Origin of the sequence: Roseateles flavus (genome assembly GCF_039872765.1) — a bacterium.
GTDB classification, from domain to species: Bacteria; Pseudomonadota; Gammaproteobacteria; order Burkholderiales; family Burkholderiaceae_C; genus Roseateles_B; species Roseateles_B flavus.
Genome location: NZ_JBDPZC010000007.1, coordinates 260,253 through 283,104 on the forward strand (window position 1 = coordinate 260,253; position 22,852 = coordinate 283,104).

Genomic DNA, 22,852 nt, shown 5'->3' on the forward strand with positions numbered 1-22,852 from the left:
AACGAAACATTTCCAGTCTCATGCGGCCCGTCCGCAGGGAAAGCAGTCCCCATGAAGAACCAAGTCCAACTGATCACCTACGTCGACCGCCTGGGCGGCGGCGGCCTGCCGCAGCTGCGCCAGCTGCTGGCCGGCCAGGGCCCGCTGGCAGGCCTGTTCGGCGGCGTGCACCTGCTGCCCTTCTTCCATCCCATCGACGGTGCGGATGCGGGCTTCGACCCCATCGACCACACCCGCGTGGACCCGCGCCTGGGCGACTGGGAGGACGTGCGCGCCCTGTCCGCCGAGCTGGACGTGATGGCGGACGTCATCGTCAACCACATCTCCGCCGATTCGCCGCAGTTCCTGGACTACGCCGAGAAGGGCGAGTCCTCGCCCCATGCCGGGCTGTTCCTCACCCTGGATGCGGTCTTCCCGGACGGCGTCACGGAAAAGCAGCTGCTGAAGGTCTACCGGCCTCGCCCCGGCCTGCCGCTGACCACGGCCACGCTGCGCAACGGCGAGAAGCGCATCCTCTGGAGCACGTTCACGCCCCAGCAGCTGGACATCGACGTGCAGCACCCGCAGGGCCGGGCCTACCTGGACGGCATCCTGCAGCGCCTGGCCGCCAGCGGCGTGCGAATGATCCGCCTGGATGCGGCGGGCTATGCCATCAAGAAGGCCGGCGAGTCCTGCTTCATGATGCCGGAGACCTTCGCCTTCATCGCCGAATTCAGCGCCCGCGCCCGGGCCCTGGGGCTGGAGGTGCTGGTGGAGATCCATGCCTACTACCAGCGCCAGATCGAGATCGCGCGGCAGGTGGACTGGGTCTACGACTTCGCGCTGCCGCCCCTGGTGCTGCACGCCTTTGCCTTCGGCACGGCCGGGCCGCTGATGCGCTGGATCGGCATGCGGCCGACCAATGCGCTGACGGTGCTGGACACGCACGACGGCATCGGCATCATCGACATCGGCGCCGATGCCGCGGACCGCCAGGGCTCGCCCGGCCTGGTCCCGCCCGAGGAGCTGGATGCGCTGGTGGAGCGCATCCACGCGGCCAGCGGCGGGCAGAGCCGTCAGGCCACGGGCGCGGCGGCGTCCAATCTGGACCTCTACCAGGTCAATTGCAGCTTCTTCGACGCCATGGGCCGCGACGAGCGCCGCTACCTGCTCGCCCGCGCCCTGCAGTTCTTCCTGCCCGGCGTGCCCCAGGTCTACTACGTGGGCCTGCTGGCCGGCCTGAACGACATGGCGCTGCTGGAGCGCAGCGGCGTGGGCCGGGACATCAACCGCCACCACTACGCGCCCGAGGAGATCGAGGCCCAGTGCCAGCGGCCGGTGGTGCGGCAGCTGCTGGCGCTGATCCGCCTGCGCAACAGCCATCCGGCCTTCAACGGCCGGTTCGAGGCCGAGGCGCTGGGGGGCACGGGCCTGCGCCTGCGCTGGCAGGCGCCCGGCGCCTCGGCGCTGCTGGAGCTGGACTTCGCCAGCCTGGTGCACACCCTGAGGTTCGAGCAGGACCACGCCCCCGCCCAGGAACTCCAGCTGGGATGAACGCCGGATGAACGGCCGCGCCGGGCCGCTCAGCCAGCTGTCAGGGAAGGTCGCCAGAATCCCCCCATCGTTTACAAACCGGGTGGATCAACCATGTGGAAACTCGTCGTCGGCTTCGTTCTCTTTGCTGCGCTGGCCCTGTTCATCCTGATGAAGAGCGGTGGTGACATCGACATGAGCGGCGAGAAGCACGACGTCGGCGCCGGTCATGCCGAGCCCGCGGCGTCCGCCGTCCTGGCCGCCTCGGCGCCGGCCGCCGCCAGCGCACCGGCCTCGGCCGCGTCCCAGTAAGCGCCCGGATCGCTCAGAAGAGGGCAGGGCCGGCCGTTTCGAGGCGGGCGCCTGACCTCCCATTGACATTGATCAAGCCGGCCGGGAGGCCGCGCTTCTATCGTGCGCGGCATGCGCACCTTGCTTCGAAGCCTGGCGGGCAAGCTCGCCCTCATCCAGACCACCTTCCTGATGGTGGCGCTGGCGGCCATCGGCTTCACGCTGTGGGTCTCCTGGCAGCTGGAGGGCGGGGCGGGCGCCATCAACGAGGCCGGTCGCATGCGCATGATGACCTACCGGCTCGCGCTGGCGCATGAGCGCGGCGAGGTGTCCGAGGTCAATCGCGGCGTCGAGACCTTCGACGACATGATCGCCAACCTGCGCCAGGGTGATCCCAGCCGCCCGCTCTTCATCCCGGACAACAAGGCCTGTATCGACCGCTTTGGCGAGGTCGCCGCGGCCTGGGTGCCGCTGCGCGCCCAGCTGCTCAAACCGGGCAGCGGCGGTCTGCTGCACCTGCAGGCGGAGCAGTTCGTGGGCACGGTGGACGGCTTCGTGAGCGCCATCGAGCGCACCATCTCCACGCGCACGGCCCTGCTGGGCGGCATGTGCTTCGGCCTGGTGGTGCTGGTGGTGGGGGCCTCGGTGGTCTTCGTCTCGGGCACGCTGGTGTGGATCGTGCGGCCCCTGCAGCGCCTGCGGGACGGCCTGGCCACCATGGCCGCGCGGGACTTCTCGCCGCGCATCGACGAGCGCAATTCGGTGGAGGAGTTTGCCTCCCTGGCCCAGGGCTTCAACACCATGGCCGATGCGCTGCAGCGCTCCTACCAGTGCCTGGAGGCCAAGGTCGCCGAGAAGACCGCCAGCCTGGCGCAGCAGAACGAGCGCCTGGCCGCGCTGTACGACGTGGCCCTGATGGCCAGCCACGGCAGCGACGACCGCGCGCAGCTGGCCAATGACTTCGCGGTGAAGATCGCGCGCGTGGCCGGCGCCGATGCCGCCGCCGTGCGCCTGGCCAACGAGGACGGCGACCGCCTGCTCCTGCTGGGCCAGACCCGCCTCCCACAGCGCATGAGCGAGGCCGAGCGCTGCGTGCACCTGGGCGATTGCGCCTGCGGCGAGCACCTGCAGACGCAGACCGGCGCGCGCGTCATCCCCATCCGCCAGCTGGGCCGCGCGGCCCTGGGCTTCTGCGAGCAGGCGGGCTACCAGACCGTGATCGCCCTGCCCATGCGCAGCGGCCAGCGCACCCTGGGCGAGGTGGAGCTCTTCTTCTATGGCGAGAAGCGGCCCGGCGAGAGCGAGTCTCAGCTGCTGGACGCCCTGGTCGGACATTTCGGGACCCTGCTGGAGAACCTGCGCCTGGCCGCCCGGGACCGCGAGATGGCCGTCAGCGAGGAGCGCAACCTGCTGGCACAGGAGCTGCACGATTCCATCGCCCAGTCCCTGGCCTTCCTCAAGATCCAGGTCCAGCTGCTGCGCAGCGGCCTGCAGAAGCAGCGCCCCGCCGATGTGGACGCCGCGCTGGCGGAGATCGACGCCGGCGTGCGCGAGAGCTACGCCGATGTGCGCGAGCTGCTGCTGCACTTCCGCACCCGGCCGGGGCACGAGGACATCCAGCATGCCCTGCGCACCACGCTGTCCAAGTTCGAGCTGCAGAGCGGCATCCAGGCGCAGCTGATGGTGCATGGCAACGGCGTGCCCCTGCCGCCGGATGAGCAGATCCAGGTCCTGCACGTGGTGCAGGAGGCGCTGTCCAATGTGCGCAAGCATGCGGGGGCCCAGCATGTGGAGGTCCGCGTGATCCAGGAGCCGGCCTGGCGCTTTGAGGTCAGCGATGACGGCCGCGGCTTCGACACCGAGAACGGCCGCTTCGACGAGACCCACGTGGGCCTGCGCATCATGCGCGAACGCGCCCAGCGCATCGGCGCAAGCCTGAGCGTGCGGCCGCGCGAGGGCGGCGGCACGGTGGTCGCGCTGGAGCTCCAGGCACCCGAGGCCGGGGAGGGCAGGGCGGAGGCCGCCGGCCTCGGCGAGCCCTCCGTGCACAATGACTGGATGGCCACCGAAGCGCGGCTGGCAGGAGGACGTGCGTGATCCGTGTGATGGTGGTCGATGACCACAAGCTGTTCCGCCGCGGGCTGATCGCCCTGCTGGCGCAGGAGGAGGGCCTGGAGATCGTGGGCGAGGCGGCCGACGGTGTCGAGGCCCTGCGGCGTGCCGGGGAGCTGAAGCCCGACCTCATTCTGCTCGACAACCACATGCCCGGCGTGCTGGGCGTGGACCTGCTGCCGGACCTCCGCGAGGCGGCGCCGCAGGCTCAGGTGCTGATGCTCACCGTCAGCGAGGATGAACAGGACCTCACTGCCGCGCTGCGGGGCGGGGCGGCCGGCTACTTGCTCAAGACCATGGATGGCGCTGACCTTGCCAATGCGCTGCGCCGCGCGTATGAGGGCGAGTCGGTGGTGAGCCCGGAGATGATGTCCAAGCTGGTCCGTGCCCTGCGGGCCAGTGCGTTGCCGGCGCCGGCGCCGCAGGTGGCCGCCCTCGTGGAGACGGCCGTGGCGCCGGACGTGGAGGCAGGCCTCTCGCCGCGCGAGGGCGAGATCCTGCGCGAGATCGTGCAGGGTGCCAGCAACAAGGAGATCGCCCGCCGCCTGGGCATCGCCGAGACCACGGTCAAGATCCACGTGCAGCACATCCTGCGCAAGCTGGGCGTGAACTCGCGCGTGCAGGTGGCGGTGTGGGCCAGCGAGCGGGGCATCGGCCAGCCGCAGTAAAAAAGGCCGCTACCCGGGAGGGCTGCGGCCGAACGCTTTCAAAAGGGTTGTCAATCCAGTGGCAGGGTCCGGGGCCCGTCGCATTCCGATGACGGCCCCCGGATCACTCGAGATCAGAAGCGGTACTTCACGCCGGCCGACACATTGTTGGCCGTGCGACCGAAGCCCTGGCCATCGGCCGTCGGCAGGTTGTTGTAGCGGGTGACTTCACCGCGCAGCGAGAGCTGATCGCTCAGCTTGTACTCCAGGCCGGCGCCCAGCTTGAAGCCCACGGTGTGGTCCGAGCCGCCGGCGCTGAAGTCGCGGTCGTAGCGGGCGGCGCCCAGGCGGCCGTAGAGGGACAGGTCTTGCGTCAGGGCCGTGCTGGCCAGCAGGTCGGCGTTCAGGGCCTTGGTCTTGGCGCTGGCGTCACCGATCTTGGCCTTGCCCAGGTCGGCATAGCCCAGTTCCACGGCGAAGTTCTTGTCGATCTTGTAGCCGCCATACAGGTTCAGGCTGTTGCTGTTGCGGTCGGAGCTCTGGCTGCCGGCGTTGAGGTTCTGCTTGGTGCGGCCGATGTCGGCGCCCATGTAGAAGCCTTGCTCCTTGTCGGCAGCATGGGCGCTGAGGCTGGCCAGGGCGATCAGGCTGCCACCGGCGGCGGTCTTGATGAGGCGGGCGATGTGCTTGGTGTTCATGGCGTTCTCTCCTTTGCTTGCTGCGAAACATTCGCGGCATGGAAAGAATTCTGTTCGTCGAGCCCTCCGGCGTCAGTGGCGCTTGCGTATGCGCTTTGTGACGGTCTTTGACAGCCCGGGAGGGCCTGTCCTTCGACCGCTCTTTCGCCGTGCCGCCTTGATCAAACGCAAGCTCCGGCCATTCTCACAATGGGCTAGTCCTTCGGAACTATGGGGGCGGGAAGGGCGCTAGTTCTTGTGCACCCGCGGGCTTGGCTCCATCGAAGGATGTTCGCAAGAAGGCCCTTTGGCCACAGTAGCGACATGGAGAAAAAGGAGTCCGTCCATGTCTGATACCACCGCGCCCAGGCCCAATGGCAGCGGCCGCGCCCTCTCGGTCCTGATCGTCAGCACCTTGGCGTTCACGGTCTGCTTCATGGTCTGGATGATGTTCGGCGTCATCGGCATCCCCATCAAGAAGCAGCTGGGCCTGAACGCCACCGAGTTCGGCCTGCTGACCGCCACGCCCGTGCTCACCGGCTCGCTGATCCGCGTGCCCCTGGGCATCTGGACCGACAAGTTCGGCGGCCGCATCGTCTTCTTCTGCCTGATGCTGGCCTGCGTGATCCCCATCTGGCTGATGGCCTACGCCACGGCTTACTGGCACTTCCTGGTGATCGGCCTTTTCGTGGGCATGGCCGGCGGCTCCTTCTCGGTGGGCACGCCCTATGTGGCCCGCTGGTTCCCCAAGCAGCGCCAGGGCTTCGCGATGGGCGTGTTCGGCGCGGGCAACTCCGGTGCCGCCGTCAACAAGTTCGTGGCCCCGGGCCTGGTCGTGGCCTTTGGCTGGACCATGGTCCCGCATGTCTATGCCGCCGTGCTGCTGGGCACGGCCATCCTGTTCTGGTTCTTCAGCCACCACGACGAATCGCACACGGTGGCCAGCAAGGCCAGCTTCGTCTCGCAGCTCAAGGCGCTGAAGGACCCCAAGGTGCTGAAGTACTGCCAGTACTACTCCATCGTCTTTGGCGGCTATGTGGCCCTGAGCCTGTGGATGGTGCAGTACTACGTGGGCGAGTACGGCCTGGACATCCGCGTGGCCGCCCTGCTGGCCGCCTGCTTCTCGCTGCCCGGCGGCGTGCTGCGCGCCATCGGCGGCTGGCTCAGCGACAAGTACGGCGCCCACAGCGTCACCTGGTGGGTGATGTGGGTGAGCTGGATCTGCCTGTTCCTGCTGTCCTACCCGCAGACCGACTTCACCGTGCAGACCGTCAACGGCGCGCGCACCTTCCACATCGGCCTGAACGTCTACGGCTTCACCGGCCTGATGGCCATCCTGGGCGTGGCCTGGGCCTTCGGCAAGGCCAGCGTCTTCAAGTACATCAGCGACGACTACGGCGCCAACATCGGCACCATCAGCGGCATCGTCGGCCTGGCCGGCGGCCTGGGCGGCTTCATCCTGCCCATCATGTTCGGCGCGCTGATGGACTACACCGGCGTGCGCTCCAGCTGCTTCATGCTGATGTACGGCGTGGTCTGGGTCTCGCTGATCTGGATGTACTGGACCGAAGTCCGCAAGACCGAAGTGATGGGCAAGAACGCCCCGGTCTCGCCCATCTCCCAATCTTTCGCGCGATGAGGTGCTCGCGCTGAGACGCGGGACCTGATCTCTCAGGAGCAGTCATGAACACCACCACCCATCCCGCCGTGCCCGCTGCCCCGAGCAGTGGTGCCGGCGACATCCAGGACTGGCGTCCCGAGGACGAGCAGTTCTGGGCCCAGACCGGCAGCAAGATCGCCTACCGCAACCTCTGGATCTCGATTCCCGCGCTGCTGTGCGGCTTCGCGGTCTGGGGCATGTGGGGCATCATCACCGTGCAGATGCTCAACCTGGGCTTCCCCTTCAGCCAGGCCGAGCTCTTCACGCTGACGGCCATCGCCGGCATCTCTGGCGCCACCATGCGCATCCCGGCTTCGTTCCTGATCCGCATGGCCGGTGGCCGCAACACCATCTTCCTGACCACGGCCATGCTGCTGGCCCCGGCCATCGGCACGGGCATCGCGCTGCAGCACCCCGAGTGGCCGCTGTGGGTCTTCCAGCTGATGGCCCTGTGGTCCGGCGTGGGCGGCGGCAACTTTGCCTCGTCGATGTCCAACATCAGCACCTTCTTCCCCAAGCGACTGCAGGGCACGGCACTGGGCCTGAACGCCGGCCTGGGCAATTTCGGCGTCACGACCATGCAGATCGTGATCCCGCTGGTGATGACCATCGGCCTGTTCGGTGCCTTCGGCGGCGAGGCCAAGGCGCTCATCAAGGACAGCGGCTGGATCTTCGGCAAGATCAAGGCGGGCACGCCCACCTACATCCAGAACGCCGGCTTCGCCTGGGTGCTGTCCCTGGTGCCGCTGGCCGTGCTGTGCTGGTTCGGCATGAACAACCTGAAGACGGTGACGCCCAACAGCGGCTCACCCGTCAGCGCCTTCCTGAAGATCACCTACCTGTACTCGCTGGCCTTCGTGCCCTCGATCGGCATGCTGTACCTGTACCTGCCGGCACCGACGGGTCTGGGTCTGCTGAACATGTGGGTCGCGATCCCGCTGGACATCATGGCCGCGCTGGTGGTGATGAAGCTGGCCGCCTTCGGCACCATGAAGGAGAACGTGGCCAAGCAGTTCGAGATCTTCAAGAACAAGCACACCTGGAGCATGACGGCGCTGTACGTGGTGACCTTCGGCAGCTTCATCGGCTTCTCGATGGCCCTGCCGCTGGCCATCACCGTGATCTTCGGCTTCATCCACGCCCCCGATGCCGCTGGCGTCATGCAGCACACGCTGAAGAACCCCAACGCCCCGTCCGCACTGACCTATGCCTGGATCGGTCCCTTCGTCGGCGCCGCCGTGCGCCCCATCGGTGGCTGGATCTCTGACAAGGTTGGCGGCTCCATCGTCACCCAGGTCATCTCGGCCCTCATGGTCGTGGCCTCGGCCGCGGTGGGCTACGTGATGATGCAGGCCTACGGCTCCTCGGCCCCCGAGCAGTACTTCCCCATGTTCATGGGCCTGTTCGTGCTGCTCTTCGCCGCCAGCGGCGTGGGCAATGGCTCGACCTTCCGCAGCGTGGGTTTCATCTTCGATCGCCAGCAGGCCGGCCCCGTGCTGGGCTGGACCTCGGCCGTCGCCGCCTACGGCGCCTTCATCGCCCCGGTGCTGATCGGCCAGCAGATCAAGGCCGGCACGCCGCAGTACGCCTTCTACGGCTTCTCGGTCTTCTACGCCGTGTGCCTGGTGCTGAACTGGTGGTTCTACCTGCGCGCCAAGGCCTACGTGAAGAACCCCTGACAGGCCGCTAACCCCCAAGCATTCGACGGCCGGACTCTCCAACAGGGACCGGCCGCACCCCAAGACACAGGATCAGCATATGAGCCACTTTCTCGACCGACTGAGCTACTTCGCCCAGCCCAAGGAAGACTTCGCCGACGGCCACGGCCGCGTCACCGGCGAGGACCGCACCTGGGAAGACGCCTACCGCAACCGCTGGGCCCACGACAAGATCGTGCGCTCCACCCACGGCACGAACTGCACGGGCTCCTGCTCGTGGAAGATCTACGTGAAGGGCGGCATCGTCACCTGGGAGACCCAGCAGACCGACTATCCCCGCACCCGCGCCGACCTGCCCAACCACGAGCCCCGTGGCTGTGCTCGTGGCGCCTCCTACAGCTGGTACCTCTACAGCGCCAACCGCGTGAAGTACCCCATGGTGCGCGGCGCCCTGCTCAAGCACTGGCGGGCCGCGCGCGCCGTGGCCAAGAGCCCGGTGGATGCCTGGACCAACATCGTCGAGAACCAGGAAGCCCGCCGTGAATGGCAGAAGGAGCGGGGCCTGGGCGGCTTCGTGCGCTCCAGCTGGGACGAGGTCAACGAGATCATCGCCAGCGCCAACATCTACACCGTCAAGAAGCATGGCCCGGACCGCGTGATCGGCTTCTCGCCCATTCCGGCCATGTCCATGATCAGCTACGCTGCCGGCAGCCGCTACCTGAGCCTGCTGGGCGGCGTGTGCATGAGCTTCTACGACTGGTACTGCGACCTGCCGCCGTCCAGCCCGCAGATCTGGGGCGAGCAGACCGATGTGCCTGAGAGCGCCGACTGGTACAACAGCAACTACATCATCGCCTGGGGCTCCAACGTGCCCCAGACCCGCACGCCGGACGCGCACTTCTTCACCGAAGTCCGCTACAAGGGCACGAAGACCGTTGCCATCACGCCGGACTACGCGGAGATCTCCAAGCTCTGCGACATCTGGATGCACCCCAAGCAGGGCACCGATGCCGCGATCGCCATGGCCATGGGCCATGTGATCTTCAAGGAGTTCTACTTCGAAAAGCGGTCCGCGTATTTCGACGACTACGCACGCCGCTACACCGACCTCCCGCTGCTCGTGCAGCTGAAGAAGACCACCACGCCCGACGGTCGCACCCTGCTGGTGCCGGACCGCTACCTGCGTGCCAGCGACTTCGGCGGCAAGCTGGGCCAGGACAACAACCCCGACTGGAAGACGCTGGCCTTCGACCAGGACGGCAAGGTCGTGGTGCCCAACGGCTCCATCGGCTTCCGCTGGGGCGCCAGCGAGCGCGACGACCTGGGCAAGTGGAATCTGGAGAACAAGGAAGCCCGCGGTGACAGCGACGTCACCCTGCGGCTCTCGCTGCTGGAGGCCAAGGAGCCGCAGCACGAGATCGCGGAGGTCGGCTTCCCGTACTTCGGCGGCATCGAGTCCCCGCAGTTCACCGCCAACAAGCAGCAGGACGTGCTGGCCCGCAAGGTGCCGGTGCAGCGCCTGAAGCTGGGCAAGCACGAGGATGCTGGCGAGGTGCTGGTGGCCACCGTCTTCGACCTGCAAGTGGCGCAGTACGGCGTGGACCGTGGCCTGGGTGACGACTGCCCCAAGAGCTATGACGACAACAAGCCCTACACCCCCGCCTGGGCCGAGCACATCACCGGCGTGAAGCGCGAGCAGATCACCACCGTGGCCCGCGAGTTTGCCGACAACGCCGACAAGACCCGCGGCCGCTCCATGGTCATCATCGGCGCCGCGATGAACCACTGGTACCACTGCGACATGAACTACCGCGGCATCATCAACATGCTGATGATGTGCGGCTGCATCGGCCAGAGCGGCGGCGGCTGGGCGCATTACGTGGGTCAGGAGAAGCTGCGCCCGCAGACCGGCTGGACGGCCCTGGCCTTCGCGCTGGACTGGATCCGCCCGCCGCGCCAGATGAACTCCACCAGCTTCTTCTACGCCCACACCGACCAGTGGCGCTATGAGAAGCTGGATGTGCAGGAGGTGCTCTCGCCCCTGGCCGACAAGTCCAAGTTCGGCGGCAGCCTGATCGACTACAACGTGCGCGCCGAGCGCATGGGCTGGCTGCCCAGCGCGCCTCAGCTGCAGACCAACCCGATCGAGGTGGTCAAGACCGCGCAGGCCCAGGGCCTGGACGCCAAGGACTACGCCGTCAAGGCGCTGAAGGACGGCAGCCTGCGCATGAGCTGCGAGGACCCGGACCATCCGGACAACTGGCCGCGCAATATGTTCGTGTGGCGCTCCAACATCCTGGGCTCCTCCGGCAAGGGCCACGAGTACTTCCTCAAGCACCTGCTGGGCACCACCAACGGCGTGCAGGGCAAGGACCTGGGCCGCGACGACGCCAAGCCCGAGGAAGTGGTCTGGCACGACAAGGCGCCCGAAGGCAAGCTGGACCTGCTGGTCACGCTGGATTTCCGCATGAGCACGACCTGCCTGTACTCGGACATCGTGCTGCCCACCGCCACCTGGTACGAGAAGAACGACCTCAACACCAGCGACATGCACCCCTTCATCCACCCGCTGTCCACCGCGGTGGATCCGGCCTGGCAGGCCCGCAGCGACTGGGAGATCTACAAGGGCTTCGCCAAGAGCGTGTCCGAGCTCTGCGTCGGCCACCTGGGGGTCGAGAAGGAAGTGGTGCTGACGCCGCTGATGCATGACAGCCCTGCCGAGCTGGCCCAGCCCTTCGACGTGAAGGAATGGAAGAAGGGCGAGGTCGAGCTGATCCCCGGCAAGACCGCGCCGCAGATCGCCGTCATCGAGCGCGATTACCCCAACCTCTACAAGCGCTTCACCGCCCTGGGCCCCTTGATGAACAAGGTGGGCAACGGCGGCAAGGGCATCGGCTGGGACACCAAGACCGAGGTCGAGCAGCTCGGCGAACTCAACGGCCTGGTGCGCGATGAAGGCGTCACCAAGGGGATGCCCAAGATCGAGAGCGACATCGACGCCACCGAGGTGGTGCTGCAGCTGGCACCCGAGACCAATGGCCACGTGGCCGTCAAGGCCTGGGAAGCGCTGTCCAAGCAGACCGGCCGCGAGCACGCCCACCTGGCCCTGCACCGCGAGGACGAGAAGATCCGCTTCCGCGACATCCAGGCGCAGCCGCGCAAGATCATCTCCTCGCCGACCTGGTCGGGCCTGGAGAGCGAGAAGGTCTCCTACAACGCCGGCTACACCAATGTGCATGAACTGATCCCATGGCGCACCCTGACCGGCCGCCAGCAGTTCTACCAGGACCACCCCTGGATGCTGGCCTTCGGCGAGGGCTTCAGCAGCTATCGCCCGCCGGTGGACCTGAAGACCCTGCACGAGGTGGAGGGCAAGAAGCCCAACGGCCACAAGGAGATCGCGCTCAACTTCATCACGCCGCACCAGAAGTGGGGCATCCACTCGACCTACAGCGACAACCTCATGATGCTGACGCTCAACCGCGGCGGCTCGGTGGTGTGGCTCTCGGAAGAGGACGCCAAGGAAGCCGGTATCGAGGACAACGACTGGATCGAGCTCTTCAACAGCAACGGCGCCATCGCGGCGCGGGCGGTGGTGAGCCAGCGCGTGAACAAGGGCATGACGCTCATGTACCACTCGCAGGAAAAGATCATCAACACCCCGGGGGCTGAGATCACCGGCACGCGCGGCGGCATCCACAACTCGGTGACCCGCATCGTGACCAAGCCCACCCACATGATCGGCGGCTACGCGCAGCTGAGCTACGGCTTCAACTACTACGGAACGATCGGCACCAACCGCGATGAATTCGTGCTGGTGCGCAAGATGGCCAAGGTGGACTGGCTCGACGAGGAGTCGGGCCACCACGCAGCCTGATCCACAAGGCTCATTCCATGGACATCCAGTTTTCGATGGCACGGGGGAGGGCGCTGCTTGCTAGCTCCTTCCTTCTCAACGAAGCGTCCTCTCCCGACGCCTTCGGAACTGACTCAGCGATCTGATAGACAAGGAGTTCCGCGATGAAAGTTCGCGCACAAATCGGCATGGTGCTGAACCTGGACAAGTGCATCGGTTGCCACACTTGCTCCGTCACCTGCAAGAACGTCTGGACCAACCGCTCCGGCATGGAGTACGCATGGTTCAACAACGTCGAATCCAAGCCGGGCATCGGCTATCCCAAGGAATGGGAGAACCAGGACCGCTGGCACGGCGGCTGGATGCGCAAGAGCGACGGCAGCATCGTCCCTCGCCAGGGTGGCAAGTGGAAGCTGCTGATGCGCATCTTCGCCAACCCCAACCTGCCCGAGATCGACGACTACTACGAGCCCTTCACCTTCGACTACGACCACCTGCAGTCGGCGCCGAAGTCCAAGGCCGCGCCTACCGCGCGACCGCGCAGCCTGATCACGGGCCAGCGTATGGAGAAGATCCAGTGGGGCCCGAACTGGGAGGAAATCCTCGGCGGTGAATTCTCGAAGCGCAGCAAGGACGCCAACTTCGAGAACGTGCAGAAGGAGATCTACGGCCAGTTCGAGAACACCTTCATGATGTACCTGCCGCGCCTGTGCGAGCACTGCCTCAACCCGGCGTGCGTGGCCTCCTGCCCCTCGGGCTCGATCTACAAGCGCGAGGAAGACGGCATCGTCCTGATCGACCAGGACAAGTGCCGCGGCTGGCGCATGTGCGTCTCGGGCTGCCCCTACAAGAAGATCTACTACAACTGGCAGAGCGGCAAGGCCGAGAAGTGCGTGTTCTGCTACCCCCGCATCGAATCGGGCCAACCGACCGTCTGCTCGGAGACCTGCGTGGGCCGCATCCGCTACCTGGGCGTGCTGCTGTACGACGCCGACCGCATCGAGCAGGCCGCGTCCATCAAGGACGACAAGGCGCTCTACCAGGCCCAGCTGGACATCTTCCTGGACCCCAACGACCCGGCCGTGATCGAGCAGGCCCGCAAGGACGGCGTGCCCGAGGCCTGGCTCGTCGCCGCCCGCAAGAGCCCGGTCTACAAGATGGCCGTGGACTGGAAGGTGGCCCTGCCGCTGCACCCCGAGTACCGCACGCTGCCCATGGTCTGGTACGTGCCGCCGCTCTCGCCCATCAGCGCTGCGGCCAACGCCGGGCATGTGGGCGTCAACGGCCTGATCCCCGATGTGAAGCAGCTGCGCATTCCCGTGCAGTACCTGGCCAATATGCTCACCGCCGGCGATGTGGTGCCGGTCGAGCGCGCCCTGGAGCGCATGCTGGCCATGCGCGCCTACCAGCGCGGCAAGCACGTGGACGGCGTCGAGGACAAGACCGTGCTGGACCAGGTCGGCTTGCTGAAGAGCGAGGTCGAGGACATGTACCAGGTCATGGCCATCGCCAACTACGAGGACCGCTTCGTCATCCCGACCACGCACCGCGAGTACGCCGAGAACGCGTATGACCTGCGCGGTGGCTGTGGCTTCAGCTTCGGCAACGGCTGCTCCGACGGCCAGACCGAGACGAGCCTGTTCGGTGGCGACAAGAAGCGCACCATCCCCATCAAAACCACAGTCTGAGGGAGCGAAGCATGAGCAAGAAAGCCCTGCCCATGAGCCTCAGCTGCCGCGTGCTCGCGCGGCTGCTGGACTACCCCAGCGACGAGATGCTGGCGGCCCTGCCCGAGCTGCTGGACGCCCTGCGCCAGGAGCGGGCGCTGAGCGCCGAGCGCCTGCAGGAAGTGGAGGCCCTGGTCGCCTGGATGGCCAGCCGCGATCGCTTCGCCCTGCAGTCCGAGTACGTGGAGACCTTCGACCGCGGCCGCGCCAGCAGCCTGCACCTCTTCGAGCATGTGCACGGCGACTCGCGCGAGCGCGGCCCGGCACTGGTCGACCTGGCCAAGACCTACGAGTCCGCCGGTGTCTTCTTCGATGCCAAGGAATTGCCCGACTACCTGCCCGTGGTGCTGGAGTTCGCCTCCACGCAGCCCCCGGCGCTGGCGGCGGGCTTCCTGGCCGAGATGGCCCACATCCTCAACGCCATCCACAGCGCGCTGATCAAGCGCGGCGTGAAGCCCTGGGCGGCCGCCATCGGCGCCGTGCTGGAACTGGCGGGCGAGACGCCGCAGGCCGTGCAGATCACCGTCGATGAACCCCTGGACGAGGCCTGGGTCGAGCCCGCCGCCTTCGATGGCTGCAGCTCGCGCGGCCAGAGCAAGCCCGGCTCGCCGCAGCCGGTGCACATCGTCCGTCGTCAAGAAACCCCAAAGCAAGGAGTGCGCGCATGAGCCCCGCTTCCAGCCTCGCCAGCTCACCGCTGGACTTCGCCCTCTTCGGCGTCTATCCCTACATCGCGCTGACCGTGTTCCTGCTCGGCAGCCTGCTGCGCTTCGACCGCGACCAGTACAGCTGGAAGAGCGACTCCTCGCAGCTGCTGCGCGCCGGCAGCCTGCGCTGGGGCAGCAACCTCTTCCACGTGGGCGTGCTCTTCCTGTTCTTCGGCCACACCGTGGGCATGCTGACGCCGCACTTCCTGTACGAGCACTTCATCAGCGCCGGCAACAAGCAGCTGATGGCCATGGTCAGCGGCGGCATCGCCGGCCTGCTGGGCTTCGCGGGCGTGAGCATCCTGCTGCACCGCCGCCTGTCGGACGAGCGCATCCGCATCAACAGCAAGACCAGCGACATCCTGCTGCTCGTGCTGCTGTGGATCCAGCTGGCCCTGGGCCTGGCCACCATCCCGCTGTCGGCCCAGCATCTGGACGGCGGCATGATGATGCTGCTGGCCGAGTGGGCCCAGCGCATCGTCACCTTCCGCGGTGGCGCCGTGGAGCTGCTGGCCAGCGCCTCCTGGATCTTCAAGCTGCACATGTTCCTGGGCATGACGGTGTTCGTGGTCTTCCCCTTCACCCGCCTCGTGCACGTGTGGAGCGGCTTCGGCACGCTGGCCTATGTGTTCCGCCCCTACCAGCTCGTTCGCAGCCGCCGCATCAGCCTGCCCGCCGGGCACACGACGCCGCAGCGCTGAACCGATGGCTGAAACCCCAAGGAGATCGACATGAGTGGATGTGGTGGTGGCAGCTGCGGCTGCGGTGGTGGCAAGGGCGAAGGCGAGGGCGCGGTCGAGACGCTGGCGCCCATCGCGGTGGCCCGCGTGAACGACGTGGCCCTGCATGGCGCCGGCGAGGTGCTGGGCGAGGAGGAGCTGCGCCAGCGCGCCTATGGCGAGCTGCTGCGCCAGGCCGCGCAGCGCGCCGGCATGCTGGCAAGCAGTGACCCCGGCCCGATCGACGGGGTGCACAGCGAGGCGGCCAGCGAGGCCATCGAGGCCCTGCTGGCCCGCGAAATCCAGCTGCCGGAGCCGGACGATGCGGCCTGCCTGCGCTACTACGAGGCGCACCCGCAGCGCTTCGCCCGCGGCGAGCGCGTGCGTGCCGCCCACATCCTGCTGGCGGTGACGCCGGGCGTGGACGTGGCGGCCCTGCGCGCCCATGCGGAAGGCTTGCTGGTGCGCCTGCGTTGTGAGGACGAGGCCTCCTTCGCCAAGGCTGCGGCCGAGAACTCCAACTGCCCCAGCGGCGAGCAGGGCGGCGGCCTGGGCTGGCTGACCCGCGAGGACTGCCTGCCCGAGGTGGCCAGCGTGCTCTTCGCCCAGGACGATGCCAACCGCCACATGGGCGTGCTGCCGCGCCTGCTGAGCAGCCGGCACGGCTTCCACATCCTGCGCGTGGACGAGCGCGAGGCCGGCGAGGTGCCGTCCTTCGAGCAGGTGCGCGGCTCCGTGGCGGCGCTGCTGCGCCACCAGCTGAGCGTGACCGCCATGCGCCAGTACCTGGACCTGCTGGCCGGGCAGGCGCAGCTGCAGGGCGTCTCCCTGAACCAGGCCGACACGCCCCTGGTGCAGTGAGCGACGGAGCACCAGCCATGCCGGACGAACTGCTCGCCCGCCTGCGGCGCTTCAACAAGGACTACTTCCCGCAGTACGAGGCCCGCTTCCGCGACCTCGTCGAGCAGGGGCAGCACCCGAGCACGCTGTTCATCGGCTGCTCGGACTCGCGCATCGTGCCCTATATGCTCACGGGCGCCGGCCCGGGCGAGCTCTTCCTGGTGCGCAATGTGGCGGCCTTCGTGCCGCCCTACGACGGCACGCTGGAGGACCGCGGCTGCGAGGAAGGCGAGCACCGCGGCTGCCAGCACCTGGAAGCCGGCGGCGGCGACAGGCAATGGGTGGGCCATCACGGCACGGCCGCGGCCATCGAGTACGCGGTGCTGGCGCTGGAGGTGAAGCACATCATCGTCTGCGGCCACAGCCATTGCGGCGGCATCCGTGCGCTCTATGGCGATGTGCCGGCCGAGGCCCGCAATCTCAAGGCCTGGCTGGACATGGGCCGCGAGGCCGCGCTGCCGGTGCAGCCCACGCCCGAGGCGCTGCGCCGCACGGAGGAGCGCTCCGTCGTGCTGCAGCTGGAGCGCCTCATGGACTATCCCATGGTGCGCAGCCGCGTGGAGCAGGGCAAGCTCTCCCTGCACGGCTGGCATTACGTGATCGAGGACGGCGAGGTGCATGTCTTCGACGTTCAGCAGGGCCGCTTCGTGCCTGCCTCCATGGCCGAGCACAGCGGCACCGGCCCCTATCGCGATCTGCGCGATGCCGAGCGCGACACCGGCGCCCTCTTCAACGAGATCGACGACGCCTGGGCGCCCAGGCGCTGAGTCCCTGCCCGTGACGGGCACCGCGGCGCAGCGACTCGCTCCTGGCCCTGGCCTGGCTGACTGCGTGCGCGAGGGGGCGTCTGGCCCTTGCCTGCATGGGCGATGAGCGCCCGTCCGTGCGCCTGCCAACCCGCGGAGGGGATCCTGGCGCAGGTCGCGGCCCCGGTGGTTGCAGCTCGATACACATGGCCCCTCTTCGGGGGATTCCTCGCGCTGCCTGGAGCACGTGAAATCCGCGCTGGCCGCAGCAAAGGCCACCTCTCCGTCCGCTTGGCTCTGGCTGACGGACCCGCCCTCCCGGTTGGCTGCCATGCTGGCGCCGCGCCGGCGACCCTACCCAGCATCGACGCCGATGCGCCTCCAGAGAACCAGGAGCTTCCATGCCCACCCCGATGGCCCTGCGCGGCACTGTTGCAGTGATCGCGGCCTTGACCCTTTCAGCCACCGCCCACGCCGCCGAGGGGCCCGATATTGGCGGCCTCCGCCTAGGCATGCCGGAAGAAGAAGCCCTGAAGGTCCTGGAGACGGCCAAGCAGAACAAGGTCTTCGTCCGCAACGGCAAGATGACCCTGAACCTGACGATCGACCGCATGAAGGGCAGTTTCGACAACCACGTCTACGGCGGGCAGTACACCACGGGCGGCACCATCGTCGCTTTCGGTGTCTCGCCCCTGACCCACAAGGTCTGGTCCATCACCAAGACGGAGCAGATCAAGGACAGCCGTCCGACGCTCAAGGCGGTCAGCGAGGCCGCGGGCAAGTTCGGGCCCATCGACCCCAAGGCCATCCGGCCGCAGCAGTACAAGCAGCAGTGGATGTACGAGAAGGGCGGCAAGGAGATCGAATGGGTCAACACCTATGACAAGCCCCGCAATGGCAACTGCTTCGAAGAGCTGAAGAGCTACTCGGTGTCGGAGTTCTTCATCGGCCTGCAGTATCCGCTGGCCCCGACGACCGCCTGCGCGCGCACCTACAGCATCACCGCCAACTCCCGCAAGCAGGACGGCCTGGTGGACGACTACGTGATCGCCGCCGTCGACATCGGCGCCTTCCTGGATTGGTACAAGGTGCTGAGCACTGCGTCCGACAAGGCACTGGAAGCCGAGGGCAAGCGCGCCGGCAAGCCCTCGCTCTGATCCTGGCCCTGGTCCCGGATTTCCTGATTTCGCTGATTCCCCGAATCGCATATCCGTCGCCCCGGGCCCACCCGGGGCGTTCGTCTTCCTGCTTGATGGAGCTGGCATGAACCTCCCACACCCCCGACACCTTCGCCCCGGCCTGGCCTGGCCCGTGCTCCTGCTGGGCCTGCTGTGCCTGACGCTGGCGGCGCGGCCTGCGCAGGCCGGCACGGCCGAGGTGCGCAAGAACTTCGCGCCTTATGTGAAGCAGTTCAGCCCGCCCGTCTGCACCGGGGCCATCAACGAGACCGTGGTGCGCGGCCTCTACCGCTGCGAAGGTGCGCCCGGCGTGGGCCATGCCTACATCAACGAGGCCGCCTCGCTGGTGATGCCCACCAACAGCCGCGACATCACCGATTTCGTCGAGACCGGCGCAGGCGGCAAGCCTGTGTCCGATGCCGAGCGGCGCGTGCTGGTCAGCGACATGATCAAGAACATCCGCTTCGAGCGCCTGATCCACCTGCAGCAGGGCAAGGGCGGGCCCAAGGTGCTGCTGCTCTCGGCCTTCGACTGCCCCTTCTGCATCAAGCTGGAACGGCTGCTGGCCGCGCCGAACAACCGCATCGATGCCGACATCTACGTGCTGCCGACCACGCTGGACAGCAGCAAGAACGTCAATCTCTCGACGGTCGCCAACATCTGGTGTGCCAAGGACAATGCCACCGTGTGGCGCAGCACCCTGACCCGGGCCACGCTGAGCTATGGCAACCTGCCTGCCGGCAGCTGCGATCTCGGCAACCAGTCCACCCGCGACATCGAGACGCTCATCGCCACCCTGGGCCCGGACTTCAAGCGCCGCGCCTACCCGCGCATGTTGCTGGGCAATGGCCAGATCTACACCTCGGCCACTGACGCGGCAGAGCTGTCCGCCCAGCTGTCCGAGGGCGCCAGCAATGCCTTCTGGCGCGAGCCCCTGCCGGAGAGCTACATCAACTTCCGGGTGGCGACTCGCGCGGCCGCACCGACGGGCGGGGAGCCGGCGGCCATCGGCAAGACGCGCACCACGGTGAAGCTGGGCGACCTGTTCAAGCGCGTCACCGGCTCGGACGACGGCAAGAAGCCCGAGAAGCAGGAAGCGGGCAACGAGGGCCACTGAGGCCCTCGCTGGGGCTTCGGCAGGCCCCGCGGCTCATGCCGGTGCGCGCGCGGGCTGCTGCGGCACCGGTGGGCAGGCTCAGGGGTTGATCAGTTCTTCGGCGCTGGAGCGCAGCGGTGCCGAGCGCGGCATCAGCATGGTCATGCGCGAGCCCTGGCCGGGCGTCGATTGCACCTCGATCTGCCCGCCCAGCACATTGGTGACGATGTTGTGCACGATGTGCATGCCCAGGCCCGATCCGCCCTTGCCCAGCTTGGTGGTGAAGAAGGGATCGAAGATCTTGCGCACGACGGAGGCATCCATGCCGCGACCGTCGTCCTCGACGACCAGCTCGACCTGATCACTGCCATGCGGTCGGCAGGACACGCGCACCAGGCCTTCGTCCCGTCCTTCGAAGCCGTGCACCAGGGCGTTCATCAGCAGGTTGGTGAGCACCTGGCCCAGCGCGCCGGGGTAGCTGCTCATCTCCAGCTCCCGGGTGAGGTCGGTCACGATCTTGAAGGGCGTGTGCTTGAAGCTGGGCTCGACCATCACCAGCACGTCCTCGACCACCTGTGAGAGGTCGAAGTCGCGGCGGGAGTCGGTGGTCTGGTCGATGGCGACCTGCTTGAAGTCCCGGACCAGATCGGCCGCCTTCTGCACATTGCGCTGCAGGATGTCCTGGCCGCGACGGGTGTCCTTGACCAGCTCTTCCAGCTGGCTGCGGCGCATGGGGGTGTTGTCGGCCAGCATCTGGTCCAGCTTGGCCCAGCGGTCGCCCAGCGCCGAGACCACGGTCATGGCATTGCCCAGCGGCGTGTTGAGCTCATGCGCCACGCCGGCCACCAGGCGGCCCAGGGAGGCCAGCTTCTCGGACTCCACCAGCTCGCGCTGCGCGGTCTTGAGGTTGGCCAGGGCCATGGTGAGCTCGTTGTTGGCGGAGGTCAGCTCGGCGGTGCGCTGGGCCACCTGGTCTTCCAGCGTCGATGCATGGCCGCGCAGGTCCTCGAAGGCGCGCAGCAGGGCCTGGCGCATGCGCTCCATGGCGATGCCCACGCGGGCGATCTCGTCCTCGCCCAGCAGCTCCAGGGGCTGGTCCAGGCGGCCGGCGGCCAGCTCCTCGGCGGCGCGGCTGAGCTTGTCCATGGGATGCAGCACGCGGCGCTGCATCACGCCCAGGATCAGCACCAGGGACAGCGTCAGGATACCGACCGAGCGGGCCAGGGCGCGCCAGGCCTCGTTCTGCTTGGCCTCCAGCAGGGGCGCGGCGCTCATGGCCACCGTCAGCTGGGCGATCTCGCGGCCATCACGGGTGACAGGGCGGGTGAGGGTGAGGGTCAGGTCCGGATCGGGGTCCGGGCGCTGCATCTGGATGAAGGGCTGGGCGTTGTTGGGCTCGATCACCAGCACGCGCACGAAGCGGGGGTCACTGGTCTGGGCGTCGATCATGGGCTGAGCCAGCTCGGCCGACACCTGCCAGATCGGCTCGGACAGCGACAGCGCCAGCACCTCGACCGTGCGGCCCAGGTCACGCCGCAGGTCCTCCATCGCGGTGTGCCGCGAGGCCTGCCAGTCATACATCAGCACAAGGCTGGTGGGCACGAGCAGACCAACCCCCAGTGCGAGGATGACTGCATTGCGCAAGGAGCTCTGGAACAGTCTCAAGGACAGGCTCTCCCCCTGTGTCCAACGACTCCGCCCACGTCGGGGCGGCCTGCAGGACGGGGTACGTCGCCCTCGCCGTGCTGGGCGGATTATGTCGCTGATTGACCGGGCCTGTCTCGAGGATTGCGGCGTGGGCGTGACAGGCTGCCCAAGGCGCCGGGGGCCAGGTCTTGCGTGCTTGCGAGGCGCCTGCTGCCGGCCTGGCGCCGGGCCAGCCCACGCTGTACTTGCTGCTGTACTTGCTGCGGGGAAACCCGCAGCTGCCTGCGCTCGAGGCGGGCGGGAAAGCGGGGGAAACATGATACGTATCAAGGTGGGGCAGGGGGGCAGGCCCTACGCTGCGCCAGCCCGTGTCCCTGCGCGTCCGGCCGGACGGCGCAGGGTCGCCCAAGTCCAAAGCGAGACATCATGAGTTCTGCCCACATCGACGCCCAACTGATCCCGGCCCTGCAATCCAGCGGTCTCAAGCCCCTCACGCTTGGCGGCCGCGAGCTGCTGCCCATCGTGCAGGGCGGCATGGGCGTGGGCGTGAGCGCCCAGAAGCTGGCCGGCACCGTGGCCGCCCTCGGTGGCGTGGGCACGCTCAGCTCGGTGGACTTGCGCCGCCACCACCCGGATCTGATGGCCCGCACTGAAGGGCTGAATGCCGGTGAGGAAGCCAAGCGGCAGATCAACGAAGCCAACCTCGAGGCGCTGGACCGCGAGATCGCCGGCGCCCGTGAGCGCGCGCAGGGCCGCGGCCTGGTGGCCCTCAATGTGATGCGTGCCGTGAGCGAATACGCCACCTCGGTCAAGCGCGCCCTGGAGGCCGGCATCGACGCCGTGGTGGTGGGCGCCGGCCTGCCCCTGGACCTGCCGGACCTGGCCCAGGACCATCCCAGGGCCCTGCTGATCCCCATCCTCAGCGACTCGCGCGGCGTGCAGCTGATCGTCAAGAAATGGGAGCGCAAGAAGCGCCTGCCCGATGCCATCGTGATCGAGCACCCGCGCCTGGCCGGCGGCCACCTGGGCGCCGCCCGCATCAGCGACCTGGACGACAAGCGCTTCGACTTCGACCGCGTGATCCCCGAATGCCTGGAGTTCTTCCGCAAGGCCGGCATCGAGCGCGAGATCCCGCTGATTGCCGCTGGTGGCATCCGCACCCATGAAGACATCCAGCGCCTGCAGGGCCTGGGCGCGGCCGCGGTGCAGCTGGGTACGCCCTTCGCGGTGACCCAGGAAGGCGACGCCTCCGACGAATTCAAGCGCGTCCTGGCCGAGGCCCGCGACGAGGACATGGTCGAGTTCACCAGCGTCGCCGGCCTGCCGGCCCGTGCGGTGGGCACGCCCTGGCTCAAGGCCTATCTCAAGATCGAGCACAAGCTGCAGGCGGTGGCGCATGTGAAGAGCCGCTGCACCAAGGCCTTCGACTGCCTGGCCCAATGCGGCCTGCGCGACGGTCTGAAGGACTGGGGCCAGTTCTGCATCGACAACCAGCTGGCCGCCGCCCTGCGCGGTGACATCAAGAAGGGCCTGTTCTTCCGCGGTGCGGGCTCGCTGCCCTTCGGCGACCAGATCAAGAGCGTGCGCGAGCTGATGGAGCGCCTGCTGACCAGCGGTCCCGCCACGCAGCCGGCCGCCTGAGGCGGGGGCTGTCGGGCGCTTCGCCGCAGCGGGGCCCTGGCTCGGCCACTCGCGAAGCCCCCTCGGGCACGCGCTCGC

The 22,852-nt window shown here is 67.7% G+C and carries 17 protein-coding genes; 15 read left to right on the forward strand and 2 right to left on the reverse strand.

Annotated features, from left to right (window positions below; all coding sequences use genetic code 11):
- Window positions 1-51: 51 nt before the first annotated feature.
- The 4 genes from gtfA (at window position 52) to ABDJ40_RS16270 (ending at window position 4,583) form a co-directional block, all read left to right on the forward strand.
- Window positions 52-1,533 carry a sucrose phosphorylase gene (gene gtfA / locus ABDJ40_RS16255; protein WP_347611424.1) on the forward strand — a complete coding sequence of 494 codons (1,482 nt, stop codon included), beginning with the start codon at window positions 52-54 and terminating at the stop codon, window positions 1,531-1,533.
- A gap of 93 nt (window positions 1,534-1,626) precedes the next feature.
- On the forward strand, window positions 1,627-1,824 hold the full coding sequence (locus tag ABDJ40_RS16260) for a hypothetical protein (protein ID WP_269633509.1): 198 nt from the start codon (window positions 1,627-1,629) through the stop codon (window positions 1,822-1,824).
- A gap of 111 nt (window positions 1,825-1,935) precedes the next feature.
- On the forward strand, window positions 1,936-3,900 hold the full coding sequence (locus tag ABDJ40_RS16265) for a type IV pili methyl-accepting chemotaxis transducer N-terminal domain-containing protein (protein WP_347611425.1): 1,965 nt from the start codon (window positions 1,936-1,938) through the stop codon (window positions 3,898-3,900).
- A gap of 8 nt (window positions 3,901-3,908) precedes the next feature.
- Window positions 3,909-4,583 carry a response regulator gene (locus ABDJ40_RS16270; protein ID WP_347611507.1) on the forward strand — a complete coding sequence of 225 codons (675 nt, stop codon included), beginning with the start codon at window positions 3,909-3,911 and terminating at the stop codon, window positions 4,581-4,583.
- A gap of 113 nt (window positions 4,584-4,696) precedes the next feature.
- On the opposite strand, the gene ABDJ40_RS16275 is transcribed toward ABDJ40_RS16270, so the two are convergent.
- Window positions 4,697-5,260 (reverse strand): outer membrane beta-barrel protein, encoded by a 564-nt coding sequence (locus ABDJ40_RS16275; RefSeq protein WP_347611426.1) that lies wholly within the window; start codon window positions 5,258-5,260, stop codon window positions 4,697-4,699.
- A gap of 325 nt (window positions 5,261-5,585) precedes the next feature.
- Here ABDJ40_RS16275 and ABDJ40_RS16280 point away from each other — a divergent pair, with 325 nt between their 5' ends.
- The 10 genes from ABDJ40_RS16280 to ABDJ40_RS16325 all read left to right on the forward strand — a co-directional run bounded on the left by ABDJ40_RS16280 (window position 5,586) and on the right by ABDJ40_RS16325 (window position 19,507).
- Window positions 5,586-6,878: an MFS transporter gene (locus tag ABDJ40_RS16280; protein ID WP_347611427.1), complete on the forward strand. Its 1,293-nt coding sequence runs from the start codon at window positions 5,586-5,588 to the stop codon at window positions 6,876-6,878.
- 44 nt (window positions 6,879-6,922) lie between these two features.
- Window positions 6,923-8,578, forward strand: coding sequence for an MFS transporter (locus ABDJ40_RS16285; RefSeq protein ID WP_347611428.1), 1,656 nt, complete (start codon window positions 6,923-6,925; stop codon window positions 8,576-8,578).
- 79 nt (window positions 8,579-8,657) lie between these two features.
- Window positions 8,658-12,434 carry a nitrate reductase subunit alpha gene (locus ABDJ40_RS16290; protein ID WP_347611429.1) on the forward strand — a complete coding sequence of 1,259 codons (3,777 nt, stop codon included), beginning with the start codon at window positions 8,658-8,660 and terminating at the stop codon, window positions 12,432-12,434.
- A 143-nt stretch (window positions 12,435-12,577) separates the two neighbouring features.
- Window positions 12,578-14,101 carry a nitrate reductase subunit beta gene (gene narH, locus ABDJ40_RS16295; RefSeq protein WP_347611430.1) on the forward strand — a complete coding sequence of 508 codons (1,524 nt, stop codon included), beginning with the start codon at window positions 12,578-12,580 and terminating at the stop codon, window positions 14,099-14,101.
- 11 nt (window positions 14,102-14,112) lie between these two features.
- A complete protein-coding gene (gene narJ / locus ABDJ40_RS16300) occupies window positions 14,113-14,808 on the forward strand; it encodes a nitrate reductase molybdenum cofactor assembly chaperone (protein WP_347611431.1) in 696 nt (231 codons plus the stop codon).
- Window positions 14,805-15,548, forward strand: coding sequence for a respiratory nitrate reductase subunit gamma (gene narI, locus ABDJ40_RS16305; RefSeq protein WP_347611432.1), 744 nt, complete (start codon window positions 14,805-14,807; stop codon window positions 15,546-15,548). Before narJ ends, narI begins: the two co-directional genes overlap by 4 nt.
- A 30-nt stretch (window positions 15,549-15,578) precedes the next feature.
- Entirely contained in the window at window positions 15,579-16,427 is an 849-nt protein-coding gene (locus tag ABDJ40_RS16310; RefSeq protein WP_347611433.1) for a peptidylprolyl isomerase, read from the forward strand.
- 17 nt (window positions 16,428-16,444) lie between these two features.
- A complete protein-coding gene (locus tag ABDJ40_RS16315; protein ID WP_347611434.1) occupies window positions 16,445-17,233 on the forward strand; it encodes a carbonic anhydrase in 789 nt (262 codons plus the stop codon).
- 380 nt (window positions 17,234-17,613) lie between these two features.
- Window positions 17,614-18,369 carry a hypothetical protein gene (locus ABDJ40_RS16320; RefSeq protein WP_347611435.1) on the forward strand — a complete coding sequence of 252 codons (756 nt, stop codon included), beginning with the start codon at window positions 17,614-17,616 and terminating at the stop codon, window positions 18,367-18,369.
- Between the two features lie 106 nt (window positions 18,370-18,475).
- Window positions 18,476-19,507, forward strand: coding sequence for a thioredoxin domain-containing protein (locus ABDJ40_RS16325; RefSeq protein WP_347611436.1), 1,032 nt, complete (start codon window positions 18,476-18,478; stop codon window positions 19,505-19,507).
- A 78-nt stretch (window positions 19,508-19,585) separates the two neighbouring features.
- Here the strand turns inward: ABDJ40_RS16325 and ABDJ40_RS16330 are convergent, their stop codons facing one another.
- Window positions 19,586-21,151 (reverse strand): sensor histidine kinase, encoded by a 1,566-nt coding sequence (locus ABDJ40_RS16330; RefSeq protein ID WP_347611437.1) that lies wholly within the window; start codon window positions 21,149-21,151, stop codon window positions 19,586-19,588.
- A gap of 408 nt (window positions 21,152-21,559) precedes the next feature.
- On the opposite strand from ABDJ40_RS16330, the gene ABDJ40_RS16335 reads away from it, so the two are divergent.
- Entirely contained in the window at window positions 21,560-22,774 is a 1,215-nt protein-coding gene (locus ABDJ40_RS16335) for an NAD(P)H-dependent flavin oxidoreductase (RefSeq protein WP_347611438.1), read from the forward strand.
- Window positions 22,775-22,852 lie beyond the last annotated feature (78 nt).

Coding starts and splice junctions, on each gene's coding strand:
- ABDJ40_RS16270 (WP_347611507.1), top strand. CDS start 3,909: ATGGTGGTCGATGACCACAAGCTGTTCCGCCGCGGGCTGATCGCCCTG.
- ABDJ40_RS16320 (WP_347611435.1), top strand. CDS start 17,614: ATGCCCACCCCGATGGCCCTGCGCGGCACTGTTGCAGTGATCGCGGCC.
- ABDJ40_RS16260 (WP_269633509.1), top strand. CDS start 1,627: ATGTGGAAACTCGTCGTCGGCTTCGTTCTCTTTGCTGCGCTGGCCCTG.
- ABDJ40_RS16315 (WP_347611434.1), top strand. CDS start 16,445: ATGCCGGACGAACTGCTCGCCCGCCTGCGGCGCTTCAACAAGGACTAC.
- narI (WP_347611432.1), top strand. CDS start 14,805: ATGAGCCCCGCTTCCAGCCTCGCCAGCTCACCGCTGGACTTCGCCCTC.
- gtfA (WP_347611424.1), top strand. CDS start 52: ATGAAGAACCAAGTCCAACTGATCACCTACGTCGACCGCCTGGGCGGC.
- narH (WP_347611430.1), top strand. CDS start 12,578: ATGAAAGTTCGCGCACAAATCGGCATGGTGCTGAACCTGGACAAGTGC.
- ABDJ40_RS16310 (WP_347611433.1), top strand. CDS start 15,579: ATGAGTGGATGTGGTGGTGGCAGCTGCGGCTGCGGTGGTGGCAAGGGC.
- ABDJ40_RS16265 (WP_347611425.1), top strand. CDS start 1,936: ATGCGCACCTTGCTTCGAAGCCTGGCGGGCAAGCTCGCCCTCATCCAG.
- ABDJ40_RS16325 (WP_347611436.1), top strand. CDS start 18,476: ATGAACCTCCCACACCCCCGACACCTTCGCCCCGGCCTGGCCTGGCCC.
- ABDJ40_RS16280 (WP_347611427.1), top strand. CDS start 5,586: ATGTCTGATACCACCGCGCCCAGGCCCAATGGCAGCGGCCGCGCCCTC.
- narJ (WP_347611431.1), top strand. CDS start 14,113: ATGAGCAAGAAAGCCCTGCCCATGAGCCTCAGCTGCCGCGTGCTCGCG.
- ABDJ40_RS16275 (WP_347611426.1), bottom strand. CDS start 5,260: ATGAACACCAAGCACATCGCCCGCCTCATCAAGACCGCCGCCGGTGGC.
- ABDJ40_RS16335 (WP_347611438.1), top strand. CDS start 21,560: ATGAGTTCTGCCCACATCGACGCCCAACTGATCCCGGCCCTGCAATCC.
- ABDJ40_RS16285 (WP_347611428.1), top strand. CDS start 6,923: ATGAACACCACCACCCATCCCGCCGTGCCCGCTGCCCCGAGCAGTGGT.
- ABDJ40_RS16290 (WP_347611429.1), top strand. CDS start 8,658: ATGAGCCACTTTCTCGACCGACTGAGCTACTTCGCCCAGCCCAAGGAA.